At 69.5% G+C, this 26169-nt stretch carries 26 protein-coding genes; 13 read left to right on the top strand and 13 right to left on the bottom strand.

Going from position 1 to position 26169, the window contains the following annotated elements; all coding sequences use genetic code 11:
• The first annotated feature begins 65 nt into the window (after positions 1–65).
• Together ACYUD3_RS07765 and ACYUD3_RS07760 are read left to right on the top strand one after the other, a co-directional pair.
• Positions 66–1118 carry a metallophosphoesterase gene (locus ACYUD3_RS07765; RefSeq protein WP_470965739.1) on the top strand — a complete coding sequence of 351 codons (1053 nt, stop codon included), beginning with the start codon at positions 66–68 and terminating at the stop codon, positions 1116–1118.
• A 193-nt stretch (positions 1119–1311) separates the two neighbouring features.
• Complete coding sequence (locus ACYUD3_RS07760) at positions 1312–2217, top strand: hypothetical protein (RefSeq protein WP_470965736.1); 906 nt, start codon at positions 1312–1314, stop codon at positions 2215–2217.
• A 128-nt stretch (positions 2218–2345) separates the two neighbouring features.
• Here ACYUD3_RS07760 and thiC read toward each other — a convergent pair whose 3' ends face one another.
• On the bottom strand, positions 2346–4148 hold the full coding sequence (gene thiC / locus ACYUD3_RS07755) for a phosphomethylpyrimidine synthase ThiC (RefSeq protein WP_470965733.1): 1803 nt from the start codon (positions 4146–4148) through the stop codon (positions 2346–2348).
• 253 nt (positions 4149–4401) lie between these two features.
• Between thiC and ACYUD3_RS07750 the strand changes: the two genes are divergently transcribed.
• On the top strand, positions 4402–6192 hold the full coding sequence (locus ACYUD3_RS07750) for a YibE/F family protein (RefSeq protein ID WP_470965730.1): 1791 nt from the start codon (positions 4402–4404) through the stop codon (positions 6190–6192).
• 131 nt (positions 6193–6323) lie between these two features.
• On the opposite strand, the gene ACYUD3_RS07745 is transcribed toward ACYUD3_RS07750, so the two are convergent.
• The 4 genes from ACYUD3_RS07745 to ACYUD3_RS07730 all read right to left on the bottom strand — a co-directional run bounded on the left by ACYUD3_RS07745 (position 6324) and on the right by ACYUD3_RS07730 (position 8637).
• Positions 6324–6770, bottom strand: a complete 447-nt coding sequence (locus tag ACYUD3_RS07745; protein ID WP_470965728.1) for an SsgA family sporulation/cell division regulator — start codon at positions 6768–6770, stop codon at positions 6324–6326.
• 105 nt (positions 6771–6875) lie between these two features.
• Positions 6876–7736 carry an IclR family transcriptional regulator gene (locus tag ACYUD3_RS07740; RefSeq protein WP_470965725.1) on the bottom strand — a complete coding sequence of 287 codons (861 nt, stop codon included), beginning with the start codon at positions 7734–7736 and terminating at the stop codon, positions 6876–6878.
• Between the two features lie 203 nt (positions 7737–7939).
• Positions 7940–8152 (bottom strand): DUF5326 family protein, encoded by a 213-nt coding sequence (locus tag ACYUD3_RS07735; protein WP_470965722.1) that lies wholly within the window; start codon positions 8150–8152, stop codon positions 7940–7942.
• 167 nt (positions 8153–8319) lie between these two features.
• A complete protein-coding gene (locus ACYUD3_RS07730; RefSeq protein WP_470965720.1) occupies positions 8320–8637 on the bottom strand; it encodes a cupin domain-containing protein in 318 nt (105 codons plus the stop codon).
• Positions 8638–8696: 59 nt separating this feature from the next.
• On the opposite strand from ACYUD3_RS07730, the gene ACYUD3_RS07725 reads away from it, so the two are divergent.
• The 4 genes from ACYUD3_RS07725 to ACYUD3_RS07710 all read left to right on the top strand — a co-directional run bounded on the left by ACYUD3_RS07725 (position 8697) and on the right by ACYUD3_RS07710 (position 11978).
• Complete coding sequence (locus tag ACYUD3_RS07725; protein ID WP_470965717.1) at positions 8697–9074, top strand: phage holin family protein; 378 nt, start codon at positions 8697–8699, stop codon at positions 9072–9074.
• 5 nt (positions 9075–9079) lie between these two features.
• Positions 9080–10210, top strand: coding sequence for a cystathionine gamma-lyase (locus ACYUD3_RS07720; RefSeq protein ID WP_470965714.1), 1131 nt, complete (start codon positions 9080–9082; stop codon positions 10208–10210).
• A gap of 239 nt (positions 10211–10449) precedes the next feature.
• Entirely contained in the window at positions 10450–11355 is a 906-nt protein-coding gene (locus ACYUD3_RS07715; RefSeq protein WP_470965712.1) for a LysR family transcriptional regulator, read from the top strand.
• Between the two features lie 140 nt (positions 11356–11495).
• The gene (locus ACYUD3_RS07710; protein ID WP_470965709.1) at positions 11496–11978 is read left to right on the top strand and encodes an NUDIX domain-containing protein; all 483 of its coding nucleotides are present in this window, start codon (positions 11496–11498) and stop codon (positions 11976–11978) included.
• 3 nt (positions 11979–11981) lie between these two features.
• Here ACYUD3_RS07710 and ACYUD3_RS07705 read toward each other — a convergent pair whose 3' ends face one another.
• Entirely contained in the window at positions 11982–13697 is a 1716-nt protein-coding gene (locus tag ACYUD3_RS07705; protein WP_470965706.1) for a globin domain-containing protein, read from the bottom strand.
• A 419-nt stretch (positions 13698–14116) separates the two neighbouring features.
• On the opposite strand from ACYUD3_RS07705, the gene ACYUD3_RS07700 reads away from it, so the two are divergent.
• The gene (locus ACYUD3_RS07700; RefSeq protein ID WP_470965703.1) at positions 14117–14983 is read left to right on the top strand and encodes a GNAT family N-acetyltransferase; all 867 of its coding nucleotides are present in this window, start codon (positions 14117–14119) and stop codon (positions 14981–14983) included.
• Positions 14984–15050: 67 nt separating this feature from the next.
• Here the strand turns inward: ACYUD3_RS07700 and ACYUD3_RS07695 are convergent, their stop codons facing one another.
• Positions 15051–16316 (bottom strand): MFS transporter, encoded by a 1266-nt coding sequence (locus ACYUD3_RS07695; protein ID WP_470965699.1) that lies wholly within the window; start codon positions 16314–16316, stop codon positions 15051–15053.
• Between the two features lie 165 nt (positions 16317–16481).
• Between ACYUD3_RS07695 and ACYUD3_RS07690 the strand changes: the two genes are divergently transcribed.
• The gene (locus ACYUD3_RS07690) at positions 16482–16946 is read left to right on the top strand and encodes a MarR family winged helix-turn-helix transcriptional regulator (RefSeq protein WP_470965696.1); all 465 of its coding nucleotides are present in this window, start codon (positions 16482–16484) and stop codon (positions 16944–16946) included.
• 10 nt (positions 16947–16956) lie between these two features.
• The gene (locus ACYUD3_RS07685) at positions 16957–17424 is read left to right on the top strand and encodes a GNAT family N-acetyltransferase (protein ID WP_470965693.1); all 468 of its coding nucleotides are present in this window, start codon (positions 16957–16959) and stop codon (positions 17422–17424) included.
• Between the two features lie 120 nt (positions 17425–17544).
• On the opposite strand, the gene ACYUD3_RS07680 is transcribed toward ACYUD3_RS07685, so the two are convergent.
• A complete protein-coding gene (locus ACYUD3_RS07680; RefSeq protein ID WP_470965690.1) occupies positions 17545–18930 on the bottom strand; it encodes a serine hydrolase domain-containing protein in 1386 nt (461 codons plus the stop codon).
• A 171-nt stretch (positions 18931–19101) separates the two neighbouring features.
• Here ACYUD3_RS07680 and ACYUD3_RS07675 point away from each other — a divergent pair, with 171 nt between their 5' ends.
• The gene (locus ACYUD3_RS07675; protein WP_470965687.1) at positions 19102–19668 is read left to right on the top strand and encodes a dihydrofolate reductase family protein; all 567 of its coding nucleotides are present in this window, start codon (positions 19102–19104) and stop codon (positions 19666–19668) included.
• Between the two features lie 132 nt (positions 19669–19800).
• Here the strand turns inward: ACYUD3_RS07675 and ACYUD3_RS07670 are convergent, their stop codons facing one another.
• The 4 genes from ACYUD3_RS07670 to ACYUD3_RS07655 form a co-directional block, all read right to left on the bottom strand.
• Complete coding sequence (locus ACYUD3_RS07670) at positions 19801–20502, bottom strand: hypothetical protein (RefSeq protein ID WP_470965684.1); 702 nt, start codon at positions 20500–20502, stop codon at positions 19801–19803.
• Positions 20503–21173: 671 nt separating this feature from the next.
• Positions 21174–21575 carry a ubiquitination-like system serine protease family protein gene (locus ACYUD3_RS07665; protein WP_470965681.1) on the bottom strand — a complete coding sequence of 134 codons (402 nt, stop codon included), beginning with the start codon at positions 21573–21575 and terminating at the stop codon, positions 21174–21176.
• The gene (locus ACYUD3_RS07660) at positions 21572–22741 is read right to left on the bottom strand and encodes a ThiF family adenylyltransferase (protein ID WP_470965678.1); all 1170 of its coding nucleotides are present in this window, start codon (positions 22739–22741) and stop codon (positions 21572–21574) included. Before ACYUD3_RS07660 ends, ACYUD3_RS07665 begins: the two co-directional genes overlap by 4 nt.
• On the bottom strand, positions 22716–22976 hold the full coding sequence (locus tag ACYUD3_RS07655) for a multiubiquitin domain-containing protein (protein ID WP_470965675.1): 261 nt from the start codon (positions 22974–22976) through the stop codon (positions 22716–22718). Before ACYUD3_RS07655 ends, ACYUD3_RS07660 begins: the two co-directional genes overlap by 26 nt.
• A 152-nt stretch (positions 22977–23128) precedes the next feature.
• Between ACYUD3_RS07655 and ACYUD3_RS07650 the strand changes: the two genes are divergently transcribed.
• Positions 23129–23491, top strand: coding sequence for a helix-turn-helix domain-containing protein (locus ACYUD3_RS07650; protein ID WP_470965672.1), 363 nt, complete (start codon positions 23129–23131; stop codon positions 23489–23491).
• Positions 23492–23513: 22 nt separating this feature from the next.
• Positions 23514–24080, top strand: a complete 567-nt coding sequence (locus ACYUD3_RS07645) for an ImmA/IrrE family metallo-endopeptidase (RefSeq protein ID WP_470965669.1) — start codon at positions 23514–23516, stop codon at positions 24078–24080.
• Positions 24081–24120: 40 nt separating this feature from the next.
• Here ACYUD3_RS07645 and ACYUD3_RS07640 read toward each other — a convergent pair whose 3' ends face one another.
• Positions 24121–26115 carry a TniQ family protein gene (locus ACYUD3_RS07640; protein WP_470965666.1) on the bottom strand — a complete coding sequence of 665 codons (1995 nt, stop codon included), beginning with the start codon at positions 26113–26115 and terminating at the stop codon, positions 24121–24123.
• Between the last annotated feature and the right edge of the window lie 54 nt (positions 26116–26169).

The following is a 26169-nucleotide window of genomic DNA, read 5'->3' as shown; positions in this document are numbered from 1 at the left end:
CCGCGGGCCGCTGCGACCAGGCAGTCCGAAGCGGTGCAGATGCGGCGCGATGGTGGAGGGGTCTGATGACTCAGGGGGCCGGTCAGGGACCCGAGGCGGAGCGCACGGCGACGGTGCGCGACTTCCGGGTGCCCGCGTACGTCCATGAGACCGGGCCGTACGACGAGAACACGCACCCGGGGGACGTCGTCCCGGAGGACTACCCGGAGGGGTACACCCCGACGCAGCGCGATCTGCCGGTCATCAACCGGGGTGACACGCTCCAGCTGTCGGTGGACCCGGCGGCGGCCCCGGACGGCCCCGGCGCCCTGTTCGTCGTCGGCGACGTGCACGGCTACCTCGACGAACTCCTCGCCGCGCTGCGGGAGAAGGGGCTGATCGACGAGGCCGGGCAGTGGTGCGCGGGCACGACGCGGCTGTGGTTCCTCGGTGACTTCACCGACCGGGGGCCCGACGGCATCGGCGTGATCGACCTCGTGATGCGGCTGTCCGCCGAGGCCGCCGCGGCCGGCGGCTACTGCAAGGCGCTGATGGGCAATCACGAACTGCTGCTGCTCGGCGCCCGGCGGTTCGGCGACACCCCCGTCAACTCCGGGGCCGGCACCGCCACCTTCCAGGCGGCCTGGCTGCTCAACGGCGGCCAGAAGTCCGACATGGACCGGCTCCAGGACCACCACCTCCAGTGGATGGCCCGCCTCGACGCGGTCGAGGAGGTCGACGGCCACCTGCTCGTCCACTCCGACACCACCGCCTATCTCGACTACGGCGACTCCATCGAGGCCGTCAACGACACCGTCCGCGAGACGATCACCCGCAACGACGCGGACGAGGTCTGGGACCTGTTCCGCAAGTTCACCAAGCGGTTCTCCTTCCGCGACGAGGGGGGCGCGGACGCCGTGCGCTCCCTCCTCGATACGTACGGCGGCACCCGGATCGTTCACGGCCACAGCCCGATCCCGTATCTGCTGGGCGAGGTCGGCTCCGAGGACGGCGAGGACGATCCGGGTCCGAACGTCGAGGGACCGCACGTCTACGCCGAGGGGCTCGCCATCGCGATGGACGGCGGTGTGACCATGGCCGGAAAACTCCTGGTCCAGCAACTGCCTTTGGATGTCTGATAGTTCACAGGGCAGGTTTCTACCTGTGCCGGACCGACCGCAGACGGCACAGGTCGGGCTGTAATTTCCGTAAACCCCTTGTCATCTTGAGCCGTCGCCGCTCTACCATCGGCTTATCCGTAGCAGGCTCCCCTCCGTTTCTGCCCGACGGCTCGCACGCATGCGAGCCACAAGTCCTACGGAGCATCGGGGGATGCACATGAACAGCGTTCCGCAGCACCTGCACAACGAGGACCGCCAGGATTACGAGCGGCTCCTCGACGAGGCGCTGCGCTCCGCCCCGAACCGCCCGGAACTGGCCGCCCTCGGCCGCCGGCTCAACCCCGAACAACTACGGACGATGGCGCTGGGCGCCACCGCCTTCATAACGGCCACCGCGGCGAGCGAGTACGAGCACTACGTCCAGGTCCGCGAGGACCTGCGCCGCCCGGCCCCGGCCGGTACGACGGGCTCCCGGACCTCCGGCGGCCCCGGACCGGCGGGCGGCGGCCCGAGTCTGACCACCGGCGAGACCGAGTCCGGCGGGGCGGGTGCCGTCGCCGTCGCCGCCGTCCTCACCCCGGTTCTCGCCGGGACGGCCGCCGTGATCTTCCTGCTCGTCGGCTACCTCCTCAAGATGCTCGACCAGCCGCCCGCGTTCGCCAAGGCGCTGGTCACGGCGGGCTGGGTGTTCGGTACGGTCGCGGCGCTGGCGATCCTGGTCGCCACCGTCGGCCTCCTGCTGACGGCCCTGCGCAACCGGCCTTCGCTGGAGGCCGGCCGCTACAACGAGCACAGCGAGGAGGTCGAACGGGCCCGGGAGGCCTGGCGGGACGCCCTGCTGGAGCGCGGCATACTCCCGTTCCTGCACGAGGCCCTGGACCGAGCCGGCCCCCTCCCCGAGCCCGGCTCGACCACCCCGGCCCCGACGACCGGCCGCCTCCCGAAGATCGGCTACGACAGCCCCGGTTACGCCCGCCCCGGCTACGGCAGCCCGGGTTACGCCCGCCCCGGCTTCACGAGCCCGGACGACGGCCCGTCCCCCACGAGCCGTCCCAGCTACACCAGCCCCGACTACACGAGCCCCGACTTCGGCGGCCCGGACCATCTCCCGGACTAGGGCCTGTCCGCCGGATCGGGCGGGGGTTCCGAGGCGGGGCCGGGGTGCGCTGAACGGGGTCGGGGTGTGCTGATCGGGATGGGGCCGGGGTGTGCTGAACATCCCGGCCCTTGCTCCGGTCGCTCCGCCTACTCCGCGATCGGCAGATACACCCGGTTGCCCGCCGCCGCGAACTCCTTCGACTTCTGGGCCATGCCCTCCTCGACCTCGGCCCGGCTTCCCCCATGCTCGCGGCGGATGTCCTGACTGATCTTCATGGAGCAGAACTTGGGCCCGCACATGGAGCAGAAGTGGGCGGTCTTGGCCGGCTCGGCCGGGAGCGTCTCGTCATGGAACTCCCGGGCCGTGTCCGGGTCGAGGGCCAGGTTGAACTGGTCCTCCCAGCGGAACTCGAAGCGGGCGTCGGACAGCGCGTCGTCCCAGTCCTGCGCTCCGGGGTGGCCCTTGGCGAGATCGGCCGCGTGGGCGGCGATCTTGTAGGTGATGACACCGGTCTTGACGTCATCACGGTTGGGTAGGCCCAGATGCTCCTTGGGCGTGACATAGCAGAGCATCGCCGTACCCCACCAGGCGATCATCGCGGCACCGATACCGGAGGTGATGTGGTCGTACGCCGGGGCGACGTCGGTCGTCAGCGGGCCGAGCGTATAGAAAGGCGCTTCATCACAGATCTCCTGCTGAAGGTCGATGTTCTCCTTGATCTTGTGCATCGGGACATGTCCCGGGCCCTCGATCATCGTCTGTACCTTGAAACGCCTGGCGATCCGGTTGAGTTCCCCGAGCGTGCGCAATTCCGCGAACTGCGCCTCGTCATTGGCGTCCGCGATCGAACCGGGCCGCAATCCGTCGCCGAGCGAGTACGTGACGTCGTACGCGGCGAGAATCTCGCAGAGTTCCTCGAAGTTCTCGTACAGAAACGATTCTTTGTGGTGGGCCAGACACCAGGCCGCCATGATCGAGCCGCCGCGCGAGACGATCCCGGTCTTCCGGTTGGCGGTCAGCGGCACGAACGGCAGCCGTACGCCCGCGTGGACGGTCATGTAGTCCACGCCCTGCTCGGCCTGTTCGATCACGGTGTCCTTGTAGATCTCCCAGGTCAGCTCCTCGGCCCGGCCGTCGACCTTCTCCAGCGCCTGATACAGCGGCACCGTGCCGATCGGGACGGGGGAGTTGCGCAGCACCCATTCACGGGTGGTGTGGATATTGCGGCCGGTGGAAAGGTCCATGACCGTATCGGCGCCCCAGCGAGTCGCCCAGGTCATCTTCTCGACCTCCTCCTCGATCGAGGAAGTCACCGCCGAATTGCCGATATTGGCATTGACCTTCACCAGGAACCGCTTACCGATGATCATCGGCTCGATCTCCGGGTGATTGACGTTGGCGGGCAGTACGGCCCGGCCCGCCGCGATCTCCTCACGGACGACTTCGGGCGAGACGTTCTCCCGCAGCGCCACGAATTCCATCTCCGGGGTGATCTCGCCCCGGCTCGCATACCCCAGCTGAGTGACGGGCTCCCCGCTGCGGCTGCGGCGCGGCAGCCTCGGCCGGCCGGGGAAGACCGCGTCCAGATTGCGCAGCCCGCCGCGCGGCGAGGTGTGCCTGATCCCGTCGTCCTCGGGGCGGACCGGACGGCCCAGGTACTCCTCGGTGTCACCCCGGCCGACGATCCAGTTCTCCCGCAGCGGCGGCAGCCCCCGGCGGACGTCCGGCTGCTCGGCCGGATCGGTGTACGGACCGGAGGTGTCGTACAGGGTGACGGACTGCCCGTTGGTCAGGTGCACCTGACGGACCGGCACCCGCAGGTCGGGGCGGGAACCCTCGACGTATGCCTTGTGCCAGCCGATGGGCTTGTCCCCGGCCTGCGTCGACGTCGCGGCCTGAGCCGCCTCGTCCTGGCCGGAGGCAGGTGTGCGTGCGTCCTTGATGGTCATGAGACCTACTCCCTACGCCGGCATTACCCGGTAACAGGTTCAGCGGTCGACGCAGCGGATTCCGTCCGGCGGTGTTTCATGTGAAACATCACTCGATCCCGGTGACGTTTCACGTGAAACACAGCGAAGACGAAGGTCAGCGCCCTCTCAGCCCGGTGCTCCGAGCTCCCGCGTGTGCAAAGGTGACTCCACGCTAGCGTCATCTGTGGCGCGGTGAACAGTAGGCCTCTGCCGTTCTTGCGATGATCGGTCGGTGACCACGACACCCCATCCCCCTTTCCCCCCACCGCCCGAGCGGCCCCGCGGCCCCGGCGCGGCCTCCGGCCCCCGGCAACCTCCGGGCCAGGAGCGCGACTTCAGCGCGGGTCAGGGAGCGGGTCCGGTACCGGGCGCACCGGGTCCCGGCGGGGAGCGGCCTCGTCCTGGGTACGAGGGTCAGCGCCAGGGGGCGTACGACGGGCAGCGGCAGGGGGCGTACGGGGGGCAGAGCCGGCCTCCTGGACAGGGCATTCCTGCGGGGCACGGAGATCCTGCGGGGCAGGGCAACGGCGGGGGCGTCCGGCCGCAGCCCAGTGGTCCTCAGGGCGGCGGTTCCGGCCATTCTCATGGGGGCGGCGACGGGCACGACCATGGCGCCGGGGGCGGGCACGGGGGCGGCGGCGGGCACGGTCATGGGGGCGGACACGGGCCCGGGAGCGGGAGCGGGCACAGCCACGGGCACAGTCACAGCCATGGCCCCGCCGCCCCCGTCTCCCGTCACCTCCGCAAGGTCATCGGCGCCATCCTGATCCCCTTCGCCGCCGCCGTGGTCGTGGGGCTCGTGGTGCTGTGGCCCGGCGGGGCGCCGCCGCACGAGCGGACCGGGGTCGGGTTCGACCGGCAGACGCAGCAGGCGACGGTCACGAGGATCGAGAAGCTGAGCTGCCAGTCCGTCAACGCCTCGGGAGGGACCCCGACCGGCGACACCTCCACGGCGGAGGGCTCCTCGGCGGCGCAGCAGGCGGGCGGCACCTGCAAGCGGGCCACGATCCGGGTGGACACCGGCGACGACAAGGGCCGTACGTTCAACGAGATCATCCAGCCCGACCAGACCCGCCAGCTGCGCCAGGGCCAGAAGGTGATCGTCGCCTACGAGCCCTCCGCGCCGAAGGACCTCCAGTACTCGGTCGCCGACGTCAACCGCCGTTTCCCCATGGCCCTGCTGGCCGGGATCTTCGCCGTCGCCGTCGTGGTCGTCGGCCGGCTGCGGGGCGTCATGGCGCTGGTGGCGCTCGCGATCAGCTTCCTGATCCTGAACTTCTTCATCCTGCCCGCGGTCCTCCAGGGCTCCAACCCGCTGCTCGTGGCGGTGATCGGGTCGAGCGCCATCATGCTGATCGCGCTCTATCTGTGTCACGGCCTCTCGGCGAGAACGTCCGTCGCGGTGCTCGGCACGCTGATCTCGCTGGTGCTGATCGGCGTCCTGGGCTCGCTGTTCATCGGCTGGGCCGCGCTCGGCGGCAACACCGACGACAACACCGGCCTCATCCACGGCCTGTATCCGTCGATCGACATGAGCGGTCTGCTGCTCGCGGGCATCATCATCGGCTCGCTCGGTGTCCTCGACGATGTGACGGTCACCCAGACCTCGGCGGTCTGGGAGCTGCACGAGGCGAACCCGACGATGGGCTGGCGCGGGCTCTACCGGGCGGGCATCCGCATCGGCCGCGACCACATCGCGTCCGTCGTCAACACCCTGGTCCTCGCCTACGCGGGCGCCGCCCTGCCGCTGCTGCTGCTCTTCTCGATCGCCCAGAGCAGCGTCGGTACGGTCGCCAACAGCGAGCTGGTCGCCGAGGAGATCGTCCGTACCCTGGTCGGCTCGATCGGCCTGGTCGCGTCGGTGCCGGTCACCACGCTCCTCGCCGCCCTGGTCGTCGCCGCCGACCGTCCCGACCCCGCGAAGACCCTGACCCCGGCGACGGCTTCGGCCCCGGGTCCCGCGCCGGTCACGGCGGACGCGGCTCCGGCGGGCGGCGGGCGGGGCCGACGTCGTAAACGCTGAGCCGGCGTCGTGAACGCCGAACGGGGGTTCGCCAGGAGGTACTTCACCTGGCGAGCCCCCGCAGAAGCGTTACTGCACCGCCTTGCGGCACAAAACAGCGCCTCTTCACCGCACCGGAGCCGGACGGACGTTCAACCGGCGCTCTGCTCCTCCGCGAGGATGCGGTCCAGCGCCTCGTCGAGATGGGCGTCGAAATCGGCGAACGCACCCTCCTGGCCGAGCGGGACCAGCCGGTCCGTGCGGTCGAGGAAGGCGATCAGGGGGGCCGCCGAGGAGCGGAAGAGCGCCTGGTCGGCGCCGACCTGGAGCCGGATCAGGATCTCGCCCAGGGTGTCACCGTCCGCCGGCTCGATGCGCACATCCCCCTCGCCGCACGGCCGCCCCACCCCGTCGATCAGCAGCTCCCGGCCGAACGCCCAGGTCACGGGCGCGTCCCCGGGCAGGTGGAAGGTGAGACGCACGGCGTAGGGATCGCCCGTCTCGTACGCCAGCTCCACCGGAATCCGGAACGAGAGCTCGTCGGAGACGAGAAAGCTCATCATGACCTCTGCCTGTACTGCCTGTACGGACTCGCGCATCGCCTACCCCGTCATGCCGTATGCCGTTGTCTTGGCCGGGAATGTACCTCTGATACTGCAACGCATCTTGCTTAACGTGCACAACAGATCACAAGGAGTGAGTTTTCAGATGCTGATAGAGAGCGCGAGCGATCCCAGCCGCCGGCCGACCTCGTGCTCCAGCCGGCGGGCGGCGGGAATCAGCCGGTCGGCCTGATGGGCGGGCAGGGAGAGCGCGATGGTCGCGGCCGTGGCGCCCACGGTGATGGGGACGGCCGCGCAGACCGTGCCCAGCGCGTACTCCTGACGTTCGGTCACCGGCTCGGCCCGCCGGACCCGCGCGAGCCGGCGCAGCAGGGTGTGGCTGTCACGGACGGTGTACCGGGTCAGGGTCTGCGCCGGGTGCCGGCGCAGATGGTCGCGGCGGGCGTCCTCGTCCAGCTGGGAGAGCAGGCACTGGCCCACCGCGTGCGCGTGACCGGTCTCGCGGAAGTCGGCCCACTGCTCGACGGCGGGGGCGTCCGGGGCGTCGGCGATGCACCGCATCTCGATCTCGCCGGCCTGGTAGACCGCGTAGTAGACGGGGGCGCCGATCGCGTCCCGCCAGTGGGCGAGGGTGTCGGCGATGGTGCTGCGACGTTTCTGCGCGGCCCCCGCTGCGGCCAGCCGCTCGGCGGCGTCACCGAGGAAGAACAGGCCCTTGTCGCGCCGCAGATAGCCCTCGTGGACCAGGGTGCGCAGCAGGTGGTAGGCCGTGGGGAGGGCCAGCCCGGTCTCTCTCGCCAGTTGCTTCGCCGGAGCGCCGTACGGATGGCCCGCGACGCTCTCCAGGAGGCGGACGGCCCGCTGGACGGAGCCGATCAGCGTGACCGCCGGCTGCGGCTGTTCGGGGACCGCCGGGCGGGGGCGGCCGGGTGGTCGGGGGGTGGAGCGGAGGCGGGCGGGGGGTGCGCCCGGTTCCGCCGGGGAGGTGTCAGCCGTGGCCAAGAGGCGCTCCCGAGGCGCGAAGGAGGTGGTCCGTGCGGGGAGACACGGGAGTACGCCGCTCGCGGGGGCGTACCCGCGTCGGACTCCGGACTCTAACCGCCCGCTACCGGCCACCACCGCGCCGTACGGAAAACTTCCCCCGGCCGAGGGAACCGGTGATTCCTATGATCCGGTCACCGGTCTCCCCGCTCGGCCCGGGGCCGTCACCAGTCGCTGCGGGAGCTGGAGCTCGACGTGAACTTCCGTACGACGTAGACCAGTCCGCCGACCAGCGCGACGAACACCAGTACCTTGAACAGCAGGCCGATCACGAAGCCGACGACGCTGGCTATCAGCCCGCCGAAGACGACCAGGGCGATGACCGGCACCGCCACCCACTTCACCCACCAGGGCAGTCCCGCGAAGATCTCTCGCATCTCCCTCGTCCCCATCTGTGCGCCGGCCGGGGCCTCGTGAGACCGCCGGGCCGGGATTCCTGACTTCTTTTCCTGTCTTCGATGCTAGGGCCACGAGGGGGCCGAACGGGGGCTTCGCACCCCTTGTCCATCCCTGAATGATCCCCTAGGGGACGGGGGAGCGGAGGTCATCCTTCCGGCGGTGAGAACACCACGAGCACCCGCAGGTCCTCGCTGATGTGATGGAACTTGTGGGCGACCCCGGCCGGCACGTACACGACACTGCCGCGCGCGACCTCGGTCGTCTCCATGCCGACGGTGATCGACGCCCGGCCGCTCACCACGAAGTACACCTCGTCCTGCTTGTGCGGGTTCTGTGGATCGTGCGTGCCCGCGTCGAGCGCGTACAGACCGACCGACATGTTCCGCTCCCGCAGAAACTGGAGGTAGGCGCCGTCGTTGGCGGCTCGCTCCGCCTCCAGTTCGTCCAGCCGGAATGCCTTCATCGCGTTCGTCCCGCTCCAGTCCTGTGTCGGCCATGGGTCTCTCTGGAACGATCAGACACATGAAGAATTTCGTAGTCAAGACGATCGCCAACGCAGGCGCCCTGGGCGTCGCCGTCTGGCTCCTCGACAAGATCACCCTCACCGGGGACAGCACGGGCAAGAAGGTCGGCACGCTGCTCGTCGTGGCACTGCTGTTCGGCCTGGTCAACTTCCTGGTCAAGCCGCTGGTGAAGATCCTGACCTTCCCGCTGTTCATCCTGACGCTCGGCCTGATCACGCTGGTGATCAACGCCCTGATGCTGCTGCTCACCTCGTGGCTGGCCGACAAGCTCGACCTCAGCTTCCACGTCGAGGGCTTCTGGACGGCCGTCGTCGGCGGCCTGATCATCTCCGTCGTCTCCTGGGCCCTCAACCTCGCCCTGCCCGACGGGGACTGACCGGCATGAACGACACCCCCATCGGCGACGGCACGCGCGCGGTCCGCGCCGGGCTGCCCGAACCCGTCAAGTACGAACCCACGCTGCCCGGCCCGGTCTTCGCCGCGCACTACCACCTCCCCGGCGACCCGACCGGCCCGTACACCTACGGCCGCGACGACAACCCCACCTGGACGCTCCTGGAGAACGCCGTCGGCGAGCTGGAGGCGCCCGGCCAGGACGGGGTCGAGACGCTCGTCTTCGCCTCCGGCATGGCGGCGATCTCGTCCGTCCTCTTCTCCCAGCTGCGCTCCGGCGACACGGTCGTCGTCCCCTCCGACGGCTACCAGATCTTCCCGCTCGTCCGGGCCCAGCTGGAGACGTACGGCATCGAGGTGCGCACCGCGCCGACCGACGAGGACGCCCAGCTCGCGGCGCTGGAGGGGGCGCGGCTGCTGTGGATCGAGACGCCGTCGAACCCGGGGCTCGACGTGTGCGACATCCGCCGGCTCGCCGAGGCCGCCCACGCCCAGGGCATCCTCGTCGCCGTCGACAACACCCTCGCCACCCCGCTCGGGCAGCGCCCGCTGGAGCTGGGCGCGGACTTCTCGGTGGCCAGCGGCACCAAGCAGCTCACCGGCCACGGCGATCTGCTCCTCGGCTACGTCGCCGGCCGCGACCCCGAGGCGATGGCGGCCGTACGGCGCTGGCGCAAGATCGCCGGCGGCATCCCGGGTCCCATGGAGGCCTGGCTCGCGCACCGTTCGCTGGCCACGCTGGCCCTGCGCGCGGACCGGCAGGGCGCGAACGCGCTGGCCGTCGCCGAGGCGCTGCGCGGGCGGCCCGAGGTGTCCGGGCTGCGCTATCCGGGGCTGCCCGGCGACCCCTCCCACGAGATCGCCGCGCGGCAGATGCGCCGCTTCGGCTGCGTGGTCTCCTTCACGCTGCCCTCGCGCGAGCGGGCGGAGCGGTTCCTGGCGGAGCTGCGGTTCGTGGACGACGCGACGAGCTTCGGCGGGGTGCGCTCGACAGCCGAGCGGCGCGGCCGGTGGGGCGGGGACGCGGTCCCGGCGGGCTTCATCCGGCTGTCGGTGGGCGCGGAGGACACCGCCGACCTGGTGGCGGACGTCCTGCGGGCGCTCGACGTGTCGGCCTGACCTCGGCTGCGGGGACGTGTGTCGAGGGGTGCCGCAGGGTGTGCCCCCTCGTCCGGACGGTCCGAGCCTCCCCCCTCGTGGCTCGGACCGCCCTGCGGTTCCGCCCCCAGGAACCGCGCGAACTAGGCTAGTTGACTCTGTGTCAGTGTCCAATCACAGTAGCGACAGAACCCTATCGACATATTTATAGTTGGCCCTCTGCCAGGGGGCCGGGGCGGTGGCGAAGGGAAGGGCGTGCCATGGATCTGGCCTTGCTGCGCACCTTCGTGGCGGTGCACCGGGCCGGTTCCTTCACCCGCGCCGCCGCATTACTGGGCCTGTCCCAGCCCGCCGTCACCTCCCAGATCCGCACCCTGGAGCAGCAGCTGGGCCGCCCGCTGTTCCTGCGCCAGGCCCGCGGCGTGACCCCGACGACCATCGGCGACGAACTGGCCCACAAGGCGGCCCCGCACCTGGACGCCCTCGTGGAGATAACCGAGACCGGCCTCGACGACGACTCCGCGCAGCGCACCCTGCACCTCGCCGGTCCCCCCGAGTTCACCGCCGAACAGGCCCTGCCCGCGCTCACCGGACTGACCGGCGACGACGGCCAAGGACTCGCGTTACGCGCCTCCTTCGGCACCGCGGAGGAGGTCCTGGAAGGCCTCGCGGCCGGCCATCACGACCTCGCGATCAGCACCGCCCGCCCCCGGGGCGCCCTGCTCACGGCAACCCCCCTGTGCGACGAGGAACATGTCCTGGTCGCCGCCCCGCACTGGGCCGAACGCATCGACGCGGACGCGCTGCGCACCAAGGGCGCGACGACGCTGGAGGCGCTGCCCGTCATCGAGGTCCACGAGTCGCTGCCGCTGGTCTCCCGCTACTGGGCCTCCGTCTTCGACGCCCTCCCCGCCGCCTCCGGAACGGTGATCGTCCCCGACCTGCGCGCGGTCCTCGCCTGCGCCGGAGCGGGCGCCGGACTCGCCGTACTGCCCCGCTACCTCTGCCGCCCGGCCCTGGAGCGCGGCGACCTCATCGCCCTGCACGATCCGGCGGTGCCACCGCTGCGGACGTACTTCCTGGTCGTCCGCACCGGCACGCTGGCGCTGCCGCACATAGCCCGTGCCCATGAACGCCTGCTGCGGGCGGCGTCGGGGTGGCGGTGAGCGGATCAGCTCGGCTGGCCTTGGCTTGGCCGTGAGCCGGAGCGGCTTGGCGGTGGCCGGTCCTACGGCATCCCACGCACGCCATGTTTCACGTGGAACCAGCATGTTTCACGTGAAACCAGCCGGGCCACATTCCTGTCATGACCGTCCGACCCGTGGTCAAACGCACCGCCCGCGCCGTTCTGCTGGACGGCGACCATCTGATCCTGATCAAACGCACCCGGCCCGGCGTCGATCCGTACTGGGTCACTCCCGGTGGCGGGGTCGATCCCGAGGACCCCACCGTCGTCGACGCCCTGCACCGCGAGGTGTACGAGGAACTGGGCGCCAAGATCACCGATGTGGTGCCCTGCTTCGTCGACACCGTCGAGCACATCGGCGCGGACGGCGGCGCCACCGGTGTGAAGGTCCAGCACTTCTTCGTCTGCCGGCTGGAGTCCATGGACCCGTCCCTGCGGCACGGCCCGGAGGTCGATGAGCCGAGCGGGGAGTACGAGATCGTCCGGGTGCCGTTCACCCGGGTCGGGATCGCCTCGGTCCATCTCGTCCCGCTGTCGCTGCGGCATTACCTGGACGGCAATATCGAGGGTGTCCGGGCGATGCACGCGCCCGATCTGGGCTGACCTCTAGGTGACGAGCTCCTCAAGGGAGTCGTGCCGTATCCGGTTCTTCGGGATGCCCACGCCGCGCAGGGCGTCGACCCCGCTGCGGATCATGCCGGGCGGGCCGGAGACATAGGCGTCGTACTCGTCCCAGGGGCCGAAGGTGCGGATGGCGTCCGGGAGTTGGAGCAGTCCGTCGCGGTCGACCACCGGGCGGACCTCCAGCCAGGAGTGGGCCTGCTTGAGCCGGAGCATCGTGTCGATGTCGTAGAGGTCGTGGTCGCTGCGGGCGCCGTAGAAGACCTCCATCCGGCGCCGGACGCCGTGCTCGGCGACGTCCTCGACGAGGGCCTTGATGGGAGCGATACCGGTGCCACCGCCGAGGCAGAGCAGCCCGGAGTCCCGGGTGTGGTCGACCGTCATCGCCCCGGCCGGCGGGCCGAGCCGGATCACGTCGCCGGGCCGGCCGCGGTGGACGAGGGCGTTGGAGACCCAGCCCGCCGGGATCGCCTTCACATGGAACGACAGCAGCCCGTCGGAGCGGGGCGCCGAGGCGAAGGAGTAGTGCCGCCAGATCCGCGGCCACCAGGGCGTCTCCAGGCTCGCGTACTGCCCGGCGCGGAAGGGGTAGGGCTGGTCGGGACGGACGGTGATGACGGCGATGTCCGGGGTGCGCTGCTCATGGGCGACGAGTTCCGCCTGCCACCAGGCCGGAGCGCGCAGTTCGTCCACCGCGGCGGCGTCGATCATCACTTGGGAGATCGTCGTGTAGGCGCGCACCCAGGCCGCCTCCGTCTCCGTGTCCCACACGGACCCGGCGTACTTGTTCAGTGCCTCGATGAGGCACTCGCCGACGGCCGGGTAGTGCTCGGGCCGGGTGCCGTACTTGCGGTGCCCCCGGCCGAGGTTCTGGAGGTAGTCGACGAGCACGGGTTTGTTGTCGATGTGCTCGGCGGCGGTCAGCAGCGCCTTGAGGAGCCGGTCGCGCTGGGCGTCCATCGCGGGCGGGAAGAGGGGCCGCAGATCGGGGTGGCGGACGAAGAGCAGCGCGTAGAAGTACGAGGTGACCTTGTCGGACACGGGCGAGACGGCGGCCATCGTCCGACGGATGCGGACGGCGTCCGGGGAGGCGTCAGGGTCGGAGGGAAGAAGAGGCTCGGCCGCGGGCGGGCGCTGGGCCTCGGCGGCGGGCGGGAGTTCGGCGGCGTCCGCGCGGGCTTCGGGGGCCGGCTCGGCGAGCGCGGTGCGCTGGGCGGGCACCTGGTGCGCGAGCGGCGGGTTCGGCGCCGGGGGCGGCGGGACGGCCGAGGCGGGGGACGGGACCAGCGTGGGGAGCGTGGTGGTGACCGGTGCGACGGGCACGGGGTCGGCGTACGCGGCGATCCCTGGGGTAGGCGCGTCGGACGTGCGGGGTTCGGCGTACGCGGGTATTCCGTGCGCGGGCGTGGGAGTCGGCAGCGGCCCCGGCGGGGTTATTCGGTGCTCGGCGCCTGCTTGGTAGTCAGCGCCGCTCGCCTGATGCTGCGCGCCCTCCGGCGGTACGGCGCCGTCGGCGGCCGTCGCGGCACGGCCCACCGGGCGCAGGGCGGCCAGCCGACTGCCCTCGGCTGTCTCCTGCTCGGTGCCTGCGGCCGACTCCGGCTGTTTGCGCGGAGTGAACCAGCCGTCCCCGCCGCCGGACGTGCCGTTGTCAGCCGACGTGGTGGCCGGAGCGTCCATGGTGTGCCTCGCCTCGAACATCTTTCGGTCGGTCTGCGCACTTCCTCCTCAGAAAGTGCCTGCTCCCCCGCAAACGGCTAGGTCGTCCGTTCGGTTCCGCCCGCCGCATTGCCCGCGAACCGGAGTCGACCATACCGGCCGCCGTGGGCCACACAACCCCCACCTTCCCCTCACCCGCGGCTTACCGAGGGGCGAATCGGCGTTTCGATCAACTACCGGACTCGGACCATCAATTGGCAGTCACCCCGCAGAACGGGAAACGCCCTCTTCGTTTCACGTGAAACATGCGGTTTCACGTGAAACATGTGTCGCGGCTCGGCATATGGCAAGAGTCGTATGCCAAACCCCTTATGACAAGCGCTTCATGACATGGCCAAAAGCGCGTCCGTCGCGGGGAAACGGGTGGACGCCGTAGCCGCCGGTCGGACAGCCTGACCTGCGTGCCGACTCCTTCCCTCGCCGCTCTCCCCGTCCGCCGACTGACCCGACGGGACCTCATCGCCTGCGCCGACCTCTCCGAGAACCGGGGCTGGCCCCGCGAGGAACACAAGTGGGGGCTTCTTCTCAGCGCCGGTACGGGATACGGCATCGACGATCCCGCCGGCGGACTGCTGGCGGCCTGCGTGGTGACCGAGTACGGCCCGCACGGGCGCCCCGAACTGGCGGCGATCGGGATGGTGCTGGTCGCCGAGCGGTACGCCCGGCAGGGGGTCGGGCGGCGGCTGATGCGTGAGGTGATCGCCGTCCTGGGCACCACCCCGCTGACGCTGCACGCGACGCCGAACGGCCGCCCGCTGTATGAGGAGCTGGGTTTCAAGAGCACGGGCCGGGCCGAGATGGTGCGCGGCCGTTTCACCCCGTCAGGTCCGCGCCCCTCGGTGGCGACCCGGGCGGCGACGGCGGAGGACCTCACGGCGATCGTGCGGCTCGACGAGGAGGTCTTCGGCGCCGACCGCACCCATGTCCTGACCCGGCTGCCGGCCTTCGCCGATCAGCTGCGGGTGGCCGAGGAGGGCGGCCGGATCATCGGCTACACGGCGGCCTGGCCCAACATGGACACCCATGTCGTGGGCCCGCTCGTCGCCCGGGACACCGAGACCGCCAAGGCCCTCCTCGCCTCCCTCGCCACCGGCTCCGACCGCCCCCTGCGCACCGACATCGACGTACGCCACGAGGAACTGCTGGCCTGGGTGAAGCGGCAGGGCCTGGAGACGGTCGCCTTCAACTCCGTGATGACGTACGGGATCACGGAGCTGCCGGGGGACTGGAGGCGACGGTTCGCGCCGCTGACGGTGGCGGCGGGCTGAACAGCGGGCGGTGCCGGTGCGGTGAGGGAGTGTCAGCGGGCGTTCCAGCTGCGGGGGCTCGCTGGCTTCAGCAGCGGACCGAGGTGCCGCCCTGCGCGGCCGAAGTGTTCCCTTCCGCGGCGGGAGTTCCCTCGGCAACGAGGGTTCCTCCGGCGGCCGGGCCGCCTGTGACGACGGTGCTCGGGGCGGTGCCACGGCGTTCCAGAGCGGCCGACAGGAAGGCGAGCAGGAGAGCCGAGGCGGCGAGGGCGGCGCCGACCCAGTTCGGGGAGGTGTAGCCGAGGCCCGCGTCGATGACGAGGCCGCCGAGCCAGGCCGACAGGGCGTTGCCGAGGTTGAAGGCGCCGATGTTCACGGCCGAGGCGAGCGTCGGGGCGCCGTGGGCCTGGTCGAGGACGCGCTTCTGGAGCGGCGGCACGGTGGCGAAGCCCAGGGCACCGATCAGGGCGATCGTGACGGCCGTGAGGGCCTTGTCGTGCGCGGTGAGCGTGAAGAGGGCCAGGACGAGCGCCAGGGCGCCCAGAGAGACGTACAGCAGGGGCATGAGGGCGCGGTCGGCGTACCGGCCGCCGACGAGGTTGCCGGCGACCATGCCGAGGCCGAAGAGGACGAGCAGCCAGGTGACCGAGCCGTCGGCGAAGCCGGTGACGTGGGTCGTCATCGGGGCGATGTAGGTGATGGCCGCGAAGACGCCGCCGAAGCCGAGGACGGTCATCGCCATGGCCAGGAGGACCTGGGTGTTCTTGAAGACGGCCAGCTCGTGCCGGAGCCGTACGCCTTCCTGTTTGGGCAGGTCGGGGACGAGCCGGGCGACCCCGGCCAGGCCGACCACGCCCAGGACGGCGACGAGGGCGAAGGTGACGCGCCAGCCGGCGTGCTGTCCGACGAAGGTGCCGAGGGGGACGCCGACGACGTTGGCGACGGTCAGGCCGGTGAACATCATGGCGATGGCGCCGGCCTTCTTGTCGGGGGCGACCAGTTCGGCCGCGACCACCGAGCCGATGCCGAAGAAGGCGCCGTGCGCGAGTGAGGCGACCACACGGCCGATCAGCATCACGGAGAAGCTGGGGGCGAGGGCCGAGACCAGGTTTCCGGCGATGAAGAACCCCATCAGCAGCATCAGCATCCGCTTGCGGGAGATCTTGGTGCCGAGAGCGGTCATCAGCGGGGCGCCGAACATGACGCCGAGGGCGTAGCCGGTCACCAGATAGCCCGCGACAGGGATGGAGACGCCGAGGTCGGCGGAGACTTCGGGGAGCAGTCCCATGATCACGAACTCGGTCGTGCCGATTCCGAAGGCCCCGATCGCGAGGGCCAGAAGCGCGAGAGGCATGGCGGAGGAACACCTTCCTATGACAGCCGCGAGGCCGCCGCAAAAGATTGCAGGAGCGCTTTACCTCCGCTGACAATACTTGCAGACGCGGGTTATCTGCAAGCGCCCACTATCGCGGAGCTGCTCTATCCTGGGTCCCAGCCGCTCCGGAACGGAGGACCGCCCATGACAGCGACGGACCCCGCGCTCATCGCCCTCGCCCAGGGCTGGTGCGCCCTTTCCCTGCTGCACGGCAGGATCGAGACCCACATCGAGCGCGCCCTCCAGACCGGCCACGGCCTGAGCGTGCGCGAGTATTCCTTGCTGGACGTGCTCAGCCGCCAGCACGACGGCGACGGGGGGCACCTCCAGATGAAGCAGGTCGCCGACGCCGTCGTCCTCAGCCAGAGCGCGACCACCCGCCTGGTGACCCGCCTCGAGGACCGCGGCCTCCTGGAGCGCTACCTCTGCCCCACCGACCGCCGGGGCATCTACACGAACGTCACCGCGGCCGGTCTGGAACTGCTGGCGGCGGCCCGCCCGACCAACGACCGGGCACTGCGCGAGGCCCTCGACGCGGCGGCGGAGAACCCTGAGCTGGCCCCGCTGGTCCGGACCGTGAAGTCCCTGAAGGCACCCGCCGCCGCATAGGCTGCGGCCCATGGCAGATCTTGACCCGGACGGGCTGACCATACGGACGGCCGAGGCCGACGACCTCCCCGCGATCGTCGGCCTCCTCGCGGACGATCCGCTGGGCGCCCGGCGCGAGTCCCCGGACGACCTCACCCCGTACCGCGCGGCCTTCCTGCGCATCGCCGCCGACCCGAACCAGCGGCTGGTGGTCGCCGTCCGCGAGGGTCAGGTCGTCGGCACCCTCCAGCTCACGATCATTCCCGGGCTCTCCCGCAAGGGCAGCACCCGGTCGATCGTCGAGGCCGTACGGGTCGACGCCGGTGAGCGCGGCCGAGGGCTCGGGACGCGGTTCATCGAGTGGGCCGTCGAGGAATCCCAGCGTGCGGGCTGCCAGTTGGTCCAGCTGACCTCGGACGCCACGCGGACCGACGCGCATCGGTTCTACGAGCGGCTGGGGTTCGTGGCGTCGCATGTGGGGTTCAAGCTGGCGCTGTGAGGGGCGGTCGGTGTTTCACGTGAAACACCGACCCATGGCATTTCAACCGATCAGCGATGTTTCACGTGAAACGTGATCTCTTGACGGCGCTTGCCTCCGTCGCTCAACCGGCCTGCCTGTTCAGCCGATCCCCCGCCATCCCTCGGGGTCGACCCCGCCGGGCACGGTGTCCGGGTCGTCGTACGGCTGGCGGGTGAAGACGAACGAGCCGAGGTCCAGGTGGCTCAGAGTGCTGTCGGGGCGGCGTACCGGGCGCAGGAGTTCTCCGGCGAAGTAGCCCTCCAGGCCGGTCCAGGTGCCGTCGCCGTTCGGCTTGAGGCGGGAGCCGCGGCCCTGCCGGGCGAGCGGCTCCAGGGAGAGCAGCCCGTCGGCGCTCCAGCGCAGCGCGAAGCCGTTGGTGCCCCAGTACCACTGGCCGACGAGCTCCAGGACGGCCGGATCGACGTCCCGCAGCGGCTTCCAGGGCTCGGGGACCCGGGGTTCGGCCTCCGCGACGATGCGGACGAGATCGGCGCCCAGGGAGCCCAGGAGCGGCCCGGAGGTGCAGTTGGCGAGGGCGACGGCCGCGACGTCGTCCGCGACGCTGATGACGAGGCTCGCGAGGAACCCGGGCAGGGAGCCGGTGTGGCCCACGAGCAGCCGTCCGTCGCGGTGCAGCACCTGGAGGCCGAGCCCGTAGGAGTCCCCGTCGGCGACGTCCGCGGCCTCGGCCGGCGCGGCGGGCCGGCGCATCTCGCGCAGCGTCTCGGCGCTCAGCACCCGGTCGTCGCCCTGGACGAGGAAGACGGCGAACCGCGCCAGGTCCCTCGTCGTCGACCACAGCTGCCCGGCCGGCGCCATCCGTCCGAGGTCCTCCACGGGCTCCGGGAGCAGTGCGTCGGCCCACGGATGCACCGCCCAGCCGCCCGCCGCGGGGTCGCTGGGCCGTACGTCTGTCCTGGTCAGGCCCAGGGGTTCGAGCACTTCACGCCGAAGTACGTCCTCCCACGCGGCGCCCCGCACCTCCTCGACGAGCGCGCCCAGCAGGGTGTAGCCGGGGTTGGAGTAGTGGTGCCGTCGCCCGGCGGGGTGCAGCAGGGGCCGTTCGCCCAGCACGTCGGCCAGCTCCGGGCGCAGCGTCCCCGGTGTCCGCTCCCACCAGGGTGCGGGCGACTCGGCCGCCAGCCCTGCGGTGTGCGCGAGCAGTTGAGCGACCGTCACCTCCCCCACGCCGGTGCCCGGCAGATGCTTCTCCAGCGGGTCCCCGAGGTCGATCAGGCCCTCGTCGCGCAGCCGCAGCACCAGCACGGCCGTGAACGTCTTCGTGATCGACCCGATCCGGTACTGCACGTCCCCGTCGGGCTCGTGCCCGGCCACCGAGGAGCGCGCCCCCTCCCACACGATCCGCCCGCCCCGGGCGACAGCCGTCACGAGCGACGGCGCCCGCCCTTCCGTCTGCGCGACGGCGATCCGATGCAGCAAGGCCCGGCGGGTGGCGGGAAGCAGCTCTTCCTGAGGTGTCGTCATAGCCCTAGTCCACCGGTCGACCGGCCCGCCGTCGAACGCATTTCACGAGGGCGGGGCCGAGATCCGGCGGCTTGTCCGAGTCGGCCGGCCCTGAGCCCGGACCGCGCACCGATGAGTTTCCCGCGCCACGCTGGTCCATACACCGGACACCCGCGGACGGAAGGCTGGGCCATGCGGAAACTGATCTACGGCATGAACCTGACCCTGGACGGCTACATCGCCGCGCCCGGCGACGACATCGGCTGGAGCGGACCGCCGAGCGACGAACTGTTCCAGTGGTGGCTCGACCACGAGCGGGCGAGCGGCCTGTCGCTGTACGGGCGCAAGCTGTGGCAGACGATGAGCTCCTACTGGCCGACCGGCGACCAGCAGCCGGGCGCCACCCCGGCGGAGATCGAGTTCGCGCGGAACTGGCGGGACACCCCGAAGGTCGTGTTCTCCTCGACGATCGACAAAGTCGACTGGAACGCCCGCCTGGTCACCGGCGACGCGATCGCCGAGATCACCCGGCTCAAGGCCGAGGACGGCGCCCCGATGGACATCGGCGGCGCGACGCTCGCCGCGGCGGCCCTGCGCGCCGGGCTGATCGACGAGTACGCGATCGCCACCCATCCGGTCCTGGTCGGCGGCGGCACACCGTTCTTCACCGCGCTGGACAGCTGGGTGAACCTGAACCTGGTGGAGACGCGGACGTTCCCCGGCGGCGTGGTCCTGACGAGGTACGAGACGAGGCGCTGAGCGGCGGCTGTAGGGTCTCGCGCCTCGTGTCATAGGGCAGCACGCTGACCTGCCGCTCTACGGCCAGTCTCACCGCGTGACCGACATGATCAGTCTCACGGCGACGGCGAATTCCTCAGAGCCGAGGTGTGGTTAGAGCTGCTTGGAGGAGTCGGCTGCCCTGGCCAGACGTCGGCTGCGCACTCGGGCTCTGCGGGCCTCCTGCGCCAGACGCACAAGCTCAAGAAGAAGCTCGGCTGCCTGTTCTTCCTCAGAAACTAGGGCCAGGAGCGAGCTGATGGTGTCGTCCTCCGGAATGACTGTGCCTGCGAGATACCGCTGGATACTGTGACCACTCACGGCGGTGACCCAACGCTCGTAATCCTCGTCCCATCTCATGATCCCCTCGATGAGGTCATGCGCCTCCAAGGCCTTGCGCAGCTTCTCGATGAAGCGGCGCTGCTCCGGGGGTTCATCGATTGCCACAGGCTCTCTACGTTGAGTTAGCCATTCCCGCCGTTTCTCGGAAAGAGCCCTGTGGCGCTCCATCCACCGGGTCGCAACCTCTGCCGCCTCCTTGTCCCTGAGGCCATAAACCCAGTCCCACTCCCACTCACCGGGCTCAGCGCGCACTGGTAGTGCAGGTATCCACCAGCGCAGGAGGGTCGCGATCGTCTTCCTCTTGGGGAGCCGCCTCCCGGACAGGGCTGCGTAGAGGGCTGCCCTGGAAACCCCGGGCTCCGCGTCCGCGATATACGAGACAGACGTCTTACCCTCGCCAAGTTCTCGCAGGTCAGCGGCGAACGACTCAACCTCCCCGACGGTCGGATCGACGGGGCTCCAATGCGCGGGCATGTGACCTGTCTCTCAGTGTCGACTGTGCATCCTGTTAGCGATGTCTCGCGACATCTCTCGACACTACTGGAGCTGTCAGCCCCCTGCGTAGGCTTTCCAACGACGGCAAAGTGGCTCCATTCGACAGGAGTTGCGGACCTCTTCGCATCTCCTGCCGGGCGTAGCCCCTGCGCCAACAGGTTTTGCCGTCACGCGTAGTCCTGACCATCCGCATGCACAGGAGGCGAAACGGCAGCGGCCCCCCGCGCCAACGGGGGGCCGCTCATCGCGTAGCCCGGACAGCTTCCACGCACGCAGTCATGAAGTGGAGAAAGCCATCAGTTCCGTACCCGAGCCTACGGCCCTCGATCAGGTCCCGTCGAGCCGGCTTCAGAAGCCCAGGATCCGCACCTCACCTGCCGCCGGAGAGGCTGGTCGAGTCACTCGCCGACGGCCGCAGCAACGCGGCTGGCGACGGCTCGCACGCACTGCGGGACACAGCTTCGTTCGTGGAATCGCCGGTGCCGCCGGCAGCGCCATCGTCGGCGGGGCCATCTGGTGGCTTCAGCAGCGATAGGCGGAACGTCGGGTTGTCCCTTGCTATAGGGCACCGTTGAAGGTCGAGCGGTTGGGCTGCTGGCCAGTCCCCTCCACACGAACGAGATCCCCGACAGCATCTGCTGGGGATCTCGTCACCAACGCCATGCGCCCAACCTCCGACGCATCCCGGCAAACCGACCGCCCATGGTTTCGCTAGCTTGCTGCGCGAGCTTGTGCCGATCGCGTTCACGGTTCTCGGCGACCTCGTCAGGCGAGTACCGGCGGCTCCACTGCACCTTGCCCTTGCGGATCCAGTAGTGCGACTGACACGACAAAGCCCAGTTGCCGACCGAAGGGGTCAGGGAGACGTTCTCGCCGTCGTAGGTGAACGCCCACTGCGCCGGCGACAACGGCGTGATCACCTCCTGTCCGCAGCCGCAGCAGCACAGATGGCCGCAGGTGCTGTAAACGATCGAGACGTACAGCACCCCCTGCTCCATAGCAACTGGAAAGCTCTCGACGAACTCCGGCCGGAGGAAGCCGACTGCGGTCACGTCAGGTCCTCGTTGGAGATCTCGTTCGTGATCAACGAGTAGGTGGCGAAGCCCTCTCCCGTCGCATCTGCGTAGGTGCCGACGTAGCGCTTCCAGCGGATGACCGCGAGCATCGCGTTGAGCGCGTTCAGGTCAGCGGTCTGGATATTGCGCCCGTAGTCGTCTCGTTCAGGTGCTGGGATCGGAATCCTGCGGCGGGCCTGCTCGCGGCGTCCCGGCAGACTTGCCGTGACCCGCAGCAGACCGCCGAGTCGGCCATCGGTCTCGTCGATGCCCAGTCCGACGTCGATGAACGGCACGTCGTGGGCCTCCAACCAGTCCATGATGACGGGCTTGCCTGCAGCGTCGTCCGATGCGAGGAAGACGAACGTCGCCCCTTGGAGGACTTCGAGGTTGTCCTCGTCCAGGTACTCCTCGCACGCGGTGATACCGCGGTGCATGTTCGAATAGACCGCCGCGAAGTACGCCGCCTTGTTGGGACGGTCGCGCAACGTGTCGAGGGTAGCCGCGCCTGGTGCTCGGAAGGCGTTGTGGTTGTCGAAGGTGTCACCGTCGACAACCAGGATCGAGTCGACCTCGGTCTTGGAAATCTGATCGAGGATGTAGCTTCCGGTCCCACCGAGGCCGACGATCACGATCCGGTGGCCCCGGTACCGCTGGTTGACGGCGGCGAGGCCAGCTCGCGACGTGGCCGTGTCCCGGTAGACGAACGGCGTGTCGTCGTCGATCTCCTGCCAGGCTGCACCGGGAGTGGGTGTCACCGAGCTGTCGATCGCCTGTGCCTGGTCGGCGACCATACGTACATAGGCCGTGACCTTGGAGTAGTGGTCGGGGTACCCGTTCGGGCTCGGCTTGCTGGAGAGCATAAAGCTCGCCTGCAGTCCCTCGGCGACCGCACGGGATTCGGGATTGGCCATCGTCAGTTTCCGGCCGTGCTCGTCGCAAGGGGTCGAGCCTCCGAACCAGATGCGGTGGTCGGTGTCGGATACGACGCGGTCTCCGCTGACAGTCACCGGATAGGCGAGGAAGCCGTACTCGATCATCCTCGCCTCGGTGACATAGGGGATGTGCCGAACGAGCAGGTGCCCCGCCTGCACGACGACGTCGAACCCTTCATCGAGCAGGCGGGACAGATCGGGATCACGAACGAGAGGTGCGGTAGACATCGAAGACCATCCCCTCCTTCACCCGCACGCTGTGGCCAGCCGTCAGGCTCCCCGACCCGTGACCGTCGTGGCCGCGGCTGTACCGGACCGTGATGGTGTCCTCGCCCGTCCCGGGCTGGCCGGGGTAGGCGAGCTCAACCACCTGCTCGAAGGAGATGTCCTTTGAGGTCCAGGGGTGCGATCGGGTGTTGACGATGATCGTGACGGGGCGGGGCCCGTGGTTGTCCTGCGTCATTGGGTACTCCTACGGCGTGGGAACAGGCCGACCGACACCCACGCCGAATGTCAATCGCTGCTCGAAGTTTCGAGCAGCTACACTGTAGCAGAGGTGATCGACATGTCGAGCACTATGAGAAGTCGGGGGCAGCGATGAGTGACAGTCCGAGCGTGGACGTCAAGGCCTTGCACGCGGCCTTGGAGGCGGCCCGCCTGGAAAGGGATCTATCCGGCCGACAGCTGGCGAAGGAGATTGGGGTAAGCGCATCCACCATCTCGCGCATGGCCAACGGGCTGAAGCCCGATGTCACGGCGTTCGCGGCGATGACGACTTGGCTGCGTATGCCGGCAGAAGCGTTCTATGTGGTTCCCGGCGCAGAGACACATTCAGAGGAGCCGGAGCTCGTGGCGTCCCTTGTTCCGCTGCTCCGGGCTCGCCGGGACCTCTCCGAAGGTGACGTGGACTACCTCCAGGAGGTTATCGGAGCGGCCGCACGGCGGTTCCGCACGGAACGTGGCTCTCGGAGCAATTGAGGTGCGCTGGACGCAGGCCCTCATGCGAGAGGTGGCCCAGGAGGAGCGAGCTGCCCTCGGCTTGAGAACCAACGCCCCGTTCGACCCGTACGCGCTCGCCGAGGAACACGGCATCGACGTATATACGCTCGGCAGTCTGGTCGAGTTTGGCATCGATGATGAGGTCCTCAACCACTTCACGACGGTGGACTCGTCCGCGTGGTCGGCCGCGCTGGTGCCCCTGGGAACGGCACGGATCATCATCGAGAATGAGTCGCACGCCCTAGCCCGGCGCAGGTCGAACATCGCGCACGAACTCGGCCACCACCTACTGGAACACCCCTTCGACAACGTGATCTTCGGCGAGGACCACAAGCGCCAGTTCAATGAGGAGCAGGAGAAGCAGGCAACGTTCATGGCTGGCGAGCTGCTGATTCCGCTCGCTGCGGCGGAGCGCATGGCGTTCGACGGTTGGGACAACGCGCGCGTCGCCGCTGCATACGGAGTGAGTGAGCAGTTTGCGCAGATGCAGATGAAGGGGCAGCGAGTACGCGCACAGCGGGCCGCGAAGAAATACGGATTCCGGTCTCCGACAGGGCGCACTCGCTGATCCCGAGACAGTCATGTCACCCCGGAGCGAGCCTCAGCTCTCACGGCTGCGTACCAGCTCGGCGAACAGCCCTGAGCACGTTCCTCCCCAAGGGGGTCAGCTTCATGGGCCGACCGCGTTCGGCTCTAACCAACAGCAATCCGCCAAGCTCTCGTTCGATCCGGTTGATCTGCGCGACGAGGACGAATGTGTTGAGCCCCAGACCGCTGGCCGCCGCGCCGAGACTAGGGTAGGCGGATGCGGCCGCGAATCGGTTCAGGCGTTCTCTGGCCCCCTGACCGGTGAGTGCCGGCCGGAGGATGCGCGGCGCTCTGCTGGTCTGCTCGGCAGCTCGAAGTGCCTGGCTGTGGCTGGCTCCTCCGCGTGATCGCAGCGGGATGTTGTGGGTCTTAGCCCAGCGCGCCATGTTTGCGGTACTCATGCCCTTCTCACATGCGAGGTCTGCAAGGGTCCGGCGACGGTGGACGTACTGCTCGATGAGCCAGTCGCGGTCGATGGTTCCGCGAGGCTTGTAGTTCTGGGGACTTTCGCGGAGCTGGATGCCGTACTCGCGGGCAAGTTCGGTCAGCACCTTGCGGGAGAAGCCAGTGAGGGCGGCGATCTGCTGGAGAGAGCGGTGTTCGTCGAGGTACAGCTGGATGAAGCGCTCTGCCGGGATAACTTGCCGGGCCTGGTGCCGGATACGGCCGGTGGCTCTGGCGGTGTTCTTCGTCGGCGGGGGTGCGGGGGCTGGGTGTTCCGCGAGAACATGCCGGATGGCCTCAACGGTCGTGCCCAGGACCTGGGCGGCGTGCTGAACGGGGTGCTGGCGTTCTCGGACGAGCCGGTGCAGGCGGGGCACGTCGATGTGCGCTGGGTCAGGTCCGGGAAGCGAGAGCCCGCCCAGCAGAGTGGTTGGAGGCTCCCAGATCACAGGCTCGTCGTGAATGTGGTGAGAGGCAAGAAAACCGAGGGCTTCCTGCTGAAGGGCGTTTGCGAGTTCGGGGGTCTGAAGCGCACTGAACCGCAAAGACGTCGCCCGGAACTCTGCACTGTCGAGCCCGCCCAGGTCGTCGGGGACGGACTCGGCAGGCAAGCCGCTGAGACGCCGGAAGAGCTGGCTGCGGGCGATGCGTTCGCGTCGTCCGGTCCCTGGCGGGGTTCCGGTGCGGCGGCAGATCTCCAGCCAGCGGCCGTGGGGAAGCAGGCCGGTGTAGTCCAGGAGTCGGCGCCGGCCGTAGTCGATGGGAGTGCCGCCGGTGTCGATGTGGTCGGCGAGCCGGTCCAGGGCGGTGACGATGTCCGGCCATTGTGGAAGGTCGTCGAGTTCCTGGAGGAGGCATGAGATCTCGATGCCATCGACGACGTCACCAGCCAGCCTGGCGGCCTGGTCCAGGGAAGTGCGGCTGTCGGGGATCAGCAGCAGTGCTGCGAGGACGGGGGCCAGGGCCCGTGCATGGATTCCTTCGAGCGGTGTGAGCCGGACAGTCCAGGATGGCCAGAACATCGTGGGGATCTTCCTGGCTCTCTGCTCGATGTCCTGGGTGGTCCTTGTCGGCCGGCGAGGAGTCTCGTTCGTGGTGCGGTAGCGGATGTACTCGCTGGGACGGAGGGAAGGGGCGAGGGCGGCCAGGTGCACGGACTGCAGCACCGGGCTGATGCCGCGGCCCCAGTCGTCGATGCTGGTCACCGAGATCTGCATGAGCTCCTCGCGTACTGCTTCCAGCAGACCGCACAGGGCCTCGCCAGCCGGATGGACTCCTGGCCGTTCCAGGATGCCCAGGGCCATGGTGACCGCGACCGCGGCATCTGCCGCTCGCGGCGGGGCCATGAACCCCGGGCGGTCCACCGCCTGTTCGGTGCGCGGGACGAACGGATCGGTGGCGAGGTGTGCTTCTGCGATGTCGACCGGTATCTGTTCACGCAGGACAGCAGCAGGAAGGTCGCTCAGGACGCGGATACCCAAGGCCCGGATGTCGGCCAGCACTGCCGGTGTCGGCTGGGGAACGGCCCGGTAGGGGCTGAAGGCCGCCGTCGGCCTGTCGATGATCTCCATCACCCGGTCCTGCGCCATGAGAACCGGATGGCCAAGAGGCAGGAGAAGCGTCGA

It is taken from the genome of Streptomyces sp. AMJ-169 (assembly GCF_055597585.1).
The sequence above is the reverse complement of the archived record's forward strand: the minus strand, read 5'-3'. Positions and strand labels throughout refer to the sequence as shown.